The following is a 10,171-nucleotide window of genomic DNA, read 5'->3' on the forward strand; positions in this document are numbered from 1 at the left end:
AGTATTTTTTACAGCAACACAAGTTTTTCGTATTTTTCTGCCGTTTTATGGGTTACAGTAGAGCGTACCGTAAGTTTATAAATATACACACCTTTACCAATCCTGTCTCCAAAATCATCACGACCATCCCATTTTATATCCCGGCACAAAAATCCATCGGTAGTAACAGACTGGTTAATGGTTTTTACAATTTTACCGGTTACGGTAAATACCTGCACCTGCACATCAAGGGGTTCAAAAGGCCTGTTATGGTTAAACCAGAATTCGGTATAGCTTACAAAAGGGTTTGGATAGTTTAATACTTTGTCCAGTTTTAGTTCATCTTCTCCGGTTACTACAAACTGAATTTCGGCAGTAACAAGGTTATTATACACATCCCATGCTTTAAACTGTAAGGTATGCAAGCCTTTTTCCAGGTTTACAAACGGATACCTAACCTTACCCCGCATGTAATCGTCAAGTTCCGTTTCATAATAATCATTCATAATGAATGGATGGGTTTCATCACCGTCTAATATCCCCAAAATATCGTGGCCTATACCGCTTGCTGTATTAATACCATGTTCATCTTCCAGAAAAGCGAGTAAATAAGGCGAATTATTGGTAATACCACCCGATACAAATGATTCATCATTCATATACAGCCGCACTACCGGCGCTGTGTTATCTTCCTCTGCATTGTTATTTATCCCTCCTATCTGTATAGAATTATCATAACCCGTCTGGTCTTCAAGCACATTATTTTTTTTAGAGTAAAGACTCACCCGGCCTTCACCTATCGGTATACGTATATCCCGCGGCACAATAAACCCAAATTCAAAATGTCCGTTGGTTACCGTAGCATTACCCCTAAAAATGGTTTCGCCCAGTATTGTAAACTCATGCTTATCACTATCATTGTTTGTATCGTTAGCCAGTGTAGTTTTATCAATAGGCTTATCAAAAACAGATGCTTCAAGCTCACCATTATAGCTACCCAGCAAATTATTGGCCTCATCTGTAATAATACCGCCCAGTTTTACATATGAAAGTGCACTGAGCACTTCGGTTGATCCCGCCACCGGAACACCATTAATTTCTGTAAGCACAATATTAGGTTTGGGTATGGCCAGCATAAGGGCCGGGTCGCCTACAAATGATATGTTTTTATTACCGCCGCTGCTTGATATTTTGGTTAGGCGCAAGGCTTCAGCCATTGTAGGGTATTGTGTGGTTGGTTGCCCAAAAGCATATAATTTATTGGTAAGGGTATCACTAAATGTATTTGCCTCAGTAATATACAACTCCCGCGTTGTGGTTATCATGGCAATAGCCCCCCCTTTTGGATTCCAGTAGGTGTACTCTCCCGTTGTAGGGAGGTAAGGGTTATCAAATTTTGTAAGCTGGCAGGTAGCCGTTACAAACAGCGGATACTTATATTGGTTGGTGAGGTTTTGCGCATCTTCAGCTTCAAAAAGCCGCTCACTCGCCAGGCCCCTTTCGCCACCATGCCCCAGATAACTAACCACCAATGCCCCATAGTTTATGGAGCGCATCAGCTCTGCTTTTGCTTCGGGGTAACGCTGCCCGCCTGCCGAGGCTTCCTGCACCCAGGCATCTTCATATATTTTGCGTACATTTACAAATGGCCTGTATAAATTTATCTCTTCAACCAGGTCTTCCATTTGGGTAACAAATCCACTTGAACCATCACCGTCAAGGTCATCTGCCACAACAATATACTCGTTACGCCATCTGCCGTATGATTCAGGATTGAGATATTCTGACACCTTATTTACCATTTGGTCAGCCTGCACACCATCATTTACCAGCATACGGCCTACAGCAATATCAAGCGCCTCACTACCACTAAGCATCCGCCCTTCATTATCATCCATAAGCCCAAAAAAATCATCTGACACAAAAGCTGCCACCTCACTGTAGTTTGAACTGGGCGACGTATCGCTATAGAAATGAAATGAAGGTACTATATTGTTATTATTAGGTATACGGTTTTTATAATCAAAAGAGGTGTCGCCGAACATACACAGGTATTTAATCCTGTTTTGTATTGACGACGCATTGTTATACACGTATTTAACAAAATTACGTATAGCCCCAATATCCTGCTTCCCCGAAGAAAATTCCTGGTAAATATTTTCAAGGTCTACCACTTTTACATTTATATCTTCATGGCTGTGGTGCAGGTTAGCAAGTGTTTCGGCATTACTGTGCAAAAAAGCGGGGGTAACTATAATATAGTCTACATCCTGAAACTGCCCCTGGCTGTTTTTAAAAATAGTGCCTTTAAGGTTTTGGTTAGCTACCCTTGTATCCCCTTCACGCAATGGCGAATAAAAATCATTTGGCACAACTGTTATATACTGCCTTAACTCGCCCATAGCCGCTTTAAATGAAAAAGCTGCTCCTGCATCGTTAGTTATACTGCTCACATTATATATATCAGTAATATCCCAAACTTCAGTTATACCCGTAGCATTGCTAAAATTGTACTGTATTACACCAACATCATTAGCTGCATCATTATAACGGAACCTAAATTGCTTATTATTTCCTTTTAACTGCCTTTTAGCCTGCAAAATTATATAATCAAGCCAGGCATTAGAGCCGGGGAAACCATTATTGTTATAGGTGAGGGCTACCGTTATGGCCCCGCCAGAAGCATTAAAGGTATTGGTGAGCCGTGCATCTGTAGCAAATGTATGTACAGCCGGGGGTGTGAAACCCAGGGTACCAATTGCCGCAGCATTTGCTGTAACAGCCATTGATGTGTTGCCTAATGAATTGGCTGCTGCGCTTACTGTTATTTTTACAGGTACAGATGTATCAATATCCGGAACTTCAAAATCAAACTCCTGTTCATTATTAATATTGAATTGTTCACCCAGCCATTTACGGCCAACCCGGGCAATATTTACAAGATCCTGTTCATGATACTGATATTCATCAAAAGTAGAAACATTTAAAGTTGGTGCCGATGCTGGCTGCAGCTGTTGCTGTATACGTTTACCGGGGCCACTGCCCGATGTAACATAATAATAGGAACGGCTGGCATATAAATTATTATGTGTACCGCTTTCCTCATTCCAGTTATCAACTCCTTCGGCATATAGTAATATATAATCGCCACTATCAAAATCGCCATCTTCTTCTCCCACAAAACGCACAGCATTCTCTTCAAGGTCGGCCGGATAAGGCGTAGCATTTAAAAGTGGAAGCATGCGCCCGCCATTGCCATAAATTTTAATGTTACGCGGATCGGTATTTACATTAAAGCCCAGCGATTGCAAAAACCCTTTGGTAATTTTATAAACGCCCGATTTTTCTACATAAAACCTGTACCATGACCCGGAGGCCACTACAGAATTTGAAATTGAATTAAAATCTGATGTACGTGCAGCGTTTCTCTGATTTGCTATAGTAAAAGTATACTGAAATGATTTTACACGCTTGTACGCGTTACCTTCTTTTATAATAGGATTAATAGATAAATCAGCATAATATACAGAACGGGCGATGACCGTTTGCAATACAGGGTTTATTACCCCCGTTAAAACATTAGGATTAAGGTCACCAAGCTGCTCCTTGGTTATACTTTCATAGGTAACGCGGGTAACCTGCAGCGAACTTGCGTTTGCCGGGCCATTTACAGGTATACGCATTGCAAAACCAAGCTGCCTTAAAGTGGCATCATACTGCATGTAATTTGCATCAAATTGCGGAATCTCTACCTTGGTATCACCTATAAAAGTCACCTGCCCGTCAACCCAGCTTAGTGTCACTTCGCCCGCCTGTTGCGCAAAACAAAGCGCCGAAAGAAGAAAAAATGAAATAATAAAAGTAGTTTTCATCAATAGCAAAACGTAAAGCCCGGCATTATATTACGGGTAAAAAATATTTTTTTATCATCCTGAACTGCAATATTACTTTAAAAACTGCGTTTAGACAGAAGTTAATGCACAGAATTTTGGATTTTTATTAAAAATTATAAAATGACGTTGCAGTTTAATGGTTAATTATTATATTGCGCCACAAAATTATTACCTAGATGAAAGTTAACAAGATCACAGTTCTAAGAATGTTACTGGCAACGGCGGTAACTGTTGGATTTACCGGCTGTAGTAAAAAGGGCTCCGGAGGGGGTAATACATCTACAGCTACAGGATGGAAAATTAATGACAAGAAGGGTGGTTTCCAACACAACTCTAAGTACAAGCAGCAGGAAGCTGCACCAGGGCTTGTACCGGTTGAAGGCGGAACATTTACCATGGGAAGGGTTCAGGACGATGTGATGCATGACTGGAACAATACTCCTACACAGCAGCACGTTCAGTCATTCTTTATGGATGAAACCGAAGTTACTAACGTTATGTATATGGAATACCTTGACTGGCTTAAGAGGGTATATCCACCTACTGAGGAAAATTATAAAAACATATATGTGGGCGCTTTGCCTGATACGCTTGTATGGAGAAGCTCGCTTGGTTATAATGAAACCATGACCAAGTACTACTTAAGGCACCCATCGTATGCAGATTACCCTGTTGTAGGTGTAAACTGGATACAGGCTGTTGAATTTAGTAAATGGAGAACTGACCGTGTAAACGAAGGTGTACTTGAACAAGAGGGTTACCTTAAAAGAGATTCAAAAATTACCGATGTTACAGCAGAAAGTACTTTTAGTACAGAAGCGTATTTAGACAGCCCTAGCAAAAGCCGTGGCGGTAACGAAGAAATTGTGCTTAAAGGCCGTAATAATAAGCTTGCCGGAAAAGAGGATGCTACAAATGTGTATGCACAGCTTACCTCTGGTATTATTTTACCTGAATACAGGCTGCCAACCGAGGCAGAATGGGAATATGCTGCAATAGCCCTTGTGGGTAACCGCGAGTATAACCTGTACAGGGGTAACAAAAAATACCCATGGAAGGGCCAGTACACCCGTAACGGTTCAAGACAAAGCAAAGGCGACCAGCTTGCCAACTTTAAACAAGGTAAAGGTGACTACGGAGGAATTGCAGGATGGAGCGATGATAATGCAGATATTACTGCACCTGCAAAAACATATCCACCAAATGATTTTGGCCTTTATGATATGGCCGGAAACGTAGCAGAGTGGGTAGCTGACGTATACCGCCCAATAGTTGATGACGAAGGTAACGACTTTAACTACTACCGTGGTAACGTTTATATGAAAAATAAGATTGGTGATGATGGCAGGGCAGAAATTGTAACTGCAGAAACCATTGAATATGATACGCTTGCTAACGGAAGAATACAATACCGTAACCTGCCGGGACAAATAGCCCAGGAGCAAATTACATCTGAAGATACTTACCTAAGGCAAAACTACACCCGCAGTGACAACAGGAACTGGAGGGATGGTGACAGGCAGTCTACGCGTTATTATAATTTTGGTGATGAAGCAGACCCTTCTGCAGACCAAAGGATGTACGACAGCCCTAAACACCTTGTTGCAAAAGACAGCCTTGGTAACATGTTAAGGGAGTATGACAAATCTGACACCAGGACTACACTTATAAACGACAATGTACGTGTTTATAAAGGTGGTTCATGGAGAGACAGGGCTTATTGGTTAGACCCTGCACAAAGAAGGTATTACCCTCAGGATATGGCTACAGACTATATCGGGTTTAGGTGTGCCATGTCTAAGGTAGGACCTAAAAATGGTAAAAAAACAGCCCATAACTAATATGGTGCACTCAAAATAAATTAAAAAATAAGCCCTATATTAGGGCTTATTTTTTTGCACAGTATTAAACCCTGAATATATGACAACAGAAGAGCTGTACCGTTATTTTACTGAATGTAGCGGCATATGCACTGATACCCGTAAAATTTCCGAAGGCTGTATGTTTATAGCCCTTAAAGGAGAAAATTTTGATGCCAATGCTTTTGCCGCTGAAGCCCTTAAAAAAGGGGCAAAATATGCGGTTATTGATACTGAGGAATATTCGGCTGGTACAGATACCCTGCTGGTAGAAAATAGCCTTGCAGCCCTGCAACAGCTGGCAAAGTACCACCGCAGGCAATTGGGGCTGCCTGTTATTGCCCTTACGGGCAGTAACGGCAAAACCACAACCAAAGAGCTTATAAACGTAGTACTCTCTCAAAAATATAGTACCAAGGCTACTATAGGCAACCTTAACAATCATATTGGGGTTCCGCTTACTTTGTTATCTTTTACAAAAGATACCGAAATAGGTATTGTAGAAATGGGTGCTAACCACCAGAAAGAAATTGAATTTTTATGCACCCTTGCCGAACCTAATTTTGGCTATATCACCAATTTTGGCAAGGCACACCTGGAAGGCTTTGGAGGATATGAAGGTATTATTAAAGGTAAAAGCGAGCTTTATGATTACCTTAAACAGCATACTAAAACTGCTTTTGTAAATCTTGATGACACCATACAGAAAGAAAAAACAAAAGACATTCCCCGCATAACCTTCTCGGTTACTGATTATAACTGCGATGTAAAAATTGATACCATAGATGCCAACCCGTTAGTAAATGTTAAATATAACGGCATCCACATACAGTCAAACTTAATCGGGTTATACAATGCTACCAACATTTGTGCTGCCATTGTTATAGGGCATTATTTCAAAATAAGCGATGTAAAAATTAAAAGTGCCATAGAGGGGTATACACCATCAAACAACAGGTCGCAACTGTTTGAAAAAGACAGTAACACCATTATATTAGATGCCTATAATGCTAACCCAAGCAGTATGGCTGCCGCACTTGAAAACTTTTTACAGCTTGATGCCCAAAACAAAGTGGCTATACTGGGCGATATGTTTGAACTTGGTAATGAGAGTGATAAAGAGCATAAAAAGATAATTGATTTATTGCACGGCAAAGAACTTACCGTTTATTTTGCCGGAACGTTTTTCTACAGCAACCGTAACAATGAGAGTAACAGGCACTTTTATAAAAACTTTGAAGACCTGGCCGATGGTGTAAGTAACACAAGGCACAGGGGCAGCACTATACTCATAAAGGGATCAAGGGGTATGGCGTTGGAAAGGGTACTGGAGGTAATATAATAAAAGTAAATAGTATTTTTGCAGAAAAATTGAAGGCAGGTTTTGGATAAGATGCTATATTTTTCGGATAATGAGATTAAAGGTGTTACCCCACCCAAACGGTTTACTTTTCCTTTTTTTTACCAACCCCATAAACTTAGCGAAATAGCCGCTGAAAAACTGCAAAACTACCTGCAAAGCCAAACGGATATAATACATAACTTTGGCCTTGGTGATGCTGCCGAAGGCCCGGTAATAGGTAAAATGTTTGGCGTACTGGTTGTTGAAGACAGCTACGGAAGACTAGGTTATTTATGGGCTTTTTCAGGGAAACTTGGAGGCACCAACCTTCATAAAAAATTTGTCCCTCCCGTTTTTGATATGCTAACAGAGAATAGTTTTTTCCTTAAAGAGGAAGAAACCCTTAATGCCCTTAATGCTAAAATTGAGGAAATAGAAAACAGCAGCCACTATCAAAAACTCATGGCTGACATTAAATCTTTCACAGAAAAGTCAGTTAAGGAAACAGACCTGTTAAAGAAATTCCTTAGAAAAAATAAACTACAGCGCAATGCTATAAGGCAGGCGCAAAAGCCCGTTTTAGAAACTACAGCATTTGCCGCACTTGATGAAGAACTCATAAAAGAAAGCCTTGCTGACAAAAGAAGGCTCAAAGCACTCACAGAGCAATGGCAGCATATACTGGCAACGCATAAAGAAGCACTAGGCACCCTTGATGAAGTACTAAACGGCCTGCGCAAAGAGCGTAAGGAAAAATCGGCCAGCCTGCAAAACCAGCTTTTTAGCCAATACACTTTTTTAAATAAAAACGGGCAGCACAAAAGCCTTAAAGATATATTCAGTGCTACTGCTTTTGGCAGGCCGCCTGCAGCTGCGGGCGAATGTGCCACGCCAAAATTATTGCAATACGCTTTTATATATAACCTCAAGCCTTTGGCTATGGCTGAGTTTTGGTGGGGTGCTTCACCAAAATCAGAAATACGTAAGCACCGCCAATTCTACCCCGCCTGCACAGGTAAGTGCCAGCCCATATTAAAACATATGCTGCAGGATATTGAAACCGATGAAAATCCATTGCTTATTAATTTAGGAGAATCAAAAAAGCTGGAAATAGTTTTTGAAGATGAGTACCTAATAGTGGTAAATAAACCGGAGGAATTACTATCCGTACCCGGTATTAATATTCAGGACTCTGTTTATACACGCCTTAAAAACATACTGGTTACCACAGATCCAATTATAGTGCACCGGCTGGATATGGCAACCTCTGGCTTACTGGTTATTGCCAAAACGAAAGAAGCGCATAAGCACCTGCAACGGCAATTTTTAAAACGCACAGTTGATAAAAGATATACAGCATTGCTTAGCGGGATAGTAACAGAGGATGAAGGTGAGATAAACTTACCATTGCGGGGTGATCTTGATGACAGGCCCCGGCAAATGGTTTGCTACGAATATGGTAAAAAAGCCATTACAAAGTGGAAAGTAATTACACGTTTTGAGTCAGCAACAAAAGTACATTTCTGGCCTTTAACAGGGCGCACCCACCAGTTACGCATGCATGCCGCCCACCTCGACGGGCTAAACACCCCTATTATTGGCGACGACTTGTATGGCACCGCAGCAAACCGGCTGCATTTACATGCCGGTTATTTAGAATTTACTCATCCTAAAACCAAAGAGCGCTTAAGTTTTGAAGTAAAGGAGCCGTTTTAAAAAACAAATACGCAGGCACTTTTCTACTTTAATAAGGAATGGTTTTTACATCCTCATCAATTTCTTTTCCCGTATTATCAAACAATCCATATAAACGTTTCAATTCTGACAACAGCATTTCTTCAAGGGAATTCCATTCAAATTTAGAAGTTGCATCCCACCTTTCACAACAGTGGACCTTGTCTGTTTGAGTATCAATATATAAATTAGAGCCGTCCCAATTATATCCTCCTATAAAAAAGAAGCTATCTTTAGCATTATCCGGCCTTTCATAAACATTAGGCGTTATAATGGAATAGGGTTGTCTGATATTTAAATCAATATTCCTGTTGATTTGCCGCCTCAGGCCATACAGGCTAAATGTTGATGACAAAATGTTTAACCCATTAGTAAAATTGCACAAAAAAGATTTATAAGATTTTGGGATTTCAGTTTCTAAATGTTGCTCTAATACATTTACTTCCTCAACATTCAATGGCGGATATAAAATATTCAACCAGCCCATAGGTCCCCTAAAAGGTGCTTTGCCTATCAGGATAGCATTGTCATACGATTTTTCTATTCCTAAATCTTTAAACTTGTATACAAGTTCTTTAATTTCAAAATTATCCATCAGATTGCGTTTTTAAATTATTCGGCAATTTCATCCCTAAATCCCTATTGTGAAACTATTTATAAAAACCACACGTGCTTGACTTAAGTAAAACACTATTACATTAATAATATAACCTGAAATCAAGCATTTTACAAAGTGCATAGTGTTTCCTGTGCAAGTCTTCTACAATTTCAACCAGGTTATCTTCATCTTCAAACAGGCTAAAGAAAATTCTGTCAAGGCTTATACTGGCTATATGAGACGTTTCCCCATAACCCGAAATAGCCTTTGCCCCGGTTACATCTAAAAAATACTGAGCCTCATCGCTGGTTAAATCAAGTACCTTGGTGTTTGAAAAGTGCAACACTTTGCCTTTTAGCCTGCCTACAAAAAGTTCTGCTATTTCTTCAAGGCTGTAATAATAACCACTAATGCGTATATTATTTTTTTCACCCGGCATTACCAAATAAATAATTTCATAATTTTTAAAATTATGATCATTATACAGTAGTGCATTCAGGCTGTCTTCCAAACCCTCAATAGAATCGCACATTTTGTAAATACTGCCTATCCCCTGCTCAAAAGCTAATTTTTCCAAATTTTTAAATACTATCCCCTGCCCTTCCGCTTCAACATCGGCAACCGCTTCAAGGCAAAAGATAAATTTATCATCATCATCAAGCATGATAACTATTTTTCAATTGTAATATGTTGACAAAAATAAAGTTTTATTGTTTTTTAAACCTCTTCCCTTAAGTTTTAACAACGCGTTTTACTAACAATACAA

At 39.9% G+C, this 10,171-nt stretch carries 6 protein-coding genes; 3 read left to right on the top strand and 3 right to left on the bottom strand.

Annotated elements, in window-relative coordinates; translation table 11 throughout:
* Nucleotides 1–8: 8 nt before the first annotated feature.
* A complete protein-coding gene (porU, locus tag ABS766_RS12705; protein WP_408085559.1) occupies nucleotides 9–3,851 on the bottom strand; it encodes a type IX secretion system sortase PorU in 3,843 nt (1,280 codons plus the stop codon).
* A 197-nt stretch (nucleotides 3,852–4,048) separates the two neighbouring features.
* Between porU and gldJ the strand changes: the two genes are divergently transcribed.
* The 3 genes from gldJ (at nucleotide 4,049) to ABS766_RS12720 (ending at nucleotide 8,789) form a co-directional block, all read left to right on the top strand.
* Nucleotides 4,049–5,713, top strand: a complete 1,665-nt coding sequence (gene gldJ, locus ABS766_RS12710) for a gliding motility lipoprotein GldJ (protein ID WP_408085560.1) — start codon at nucleotides 4,049–4,051, stop codon at nucleotides 5,711–5,713.
* Between the two features lie 79 nt (nucleotides 5,714–5,792).
* Nucleotides 5,793–7,073 carry a UDP-N-acetylmuramoyl-tripeptide--D-alanyl-D-alanine ligase gene (locus ABS766_RS12715; protein ID WP_408085562.1) on the top strand — a complete coding sequence of 427 codons (1,281 nt, stop codon included), beginning with the start codon at nucleotides 5,793–5,795 and terminating at the stop codon, nucleotides 7,071–7,073.
* 51 nt (nucleotides 7,074–7,124) lie between these two features.
* Nucleotides 7,125–8,789: an RluA family pseudouridine synthase gene (locus ABS766_RS12720; protein WP_408085594.1), complete on the top strand. Its 1,665-nt coding sequence runs from the start codon at nucleotides 7,125–7,127 to the stop codon at nucleotides 8,787–8,789.
* A 28-nt stretch (nucleotides 8,790–8,817) separates the two neighbouring features.
* On the opposite strand, the gene ABS766_RS12725 is transcribed toward ABS766_RS12720, so the two are convergent.
* Together ABS766_RS12725 and ABS766_RS12730 are read right to left on the bottom strand one after the other, a co-directional pair.
* A complete protein-coding gene (locus ABS766_RS12725; RefSeq protein WP_408085563.1) occupies nucleotides 8,818–9,402 on the bottom strand; it encodes an SMI1/KNR4 family protein in 585 nt (194 codons plus the stop codon).
* A 103-nt stretch (nucleotides 9,403–9,505) separates the two neighbouring features.
* Nucleotides 9,506–10,069: a DUF6642 family protein gene (locus ABS766_RS12730; RefSeq protein ID WP_408085564.1), complete on the bottom strand. Its 564-nt coding sequence runs from the start codon at nucleotides 10,067–10,069 to the stop codon at nucleotides 9,506–9,508.
* Between the last annotated feature and the right edge of the window lie 102 nt (nucleotides 10,070–10,171).

It is taken from the genome of Flavobacterium rhizosphaerae (genome assembly GCF_046000445.1).
GTDB lineage: Bacteria > Bacteroidota > Bacteroidia > Flavobacteriales > Flavobacteriaceae > Flavobacterium > Flavobacterium rhizosphaerae.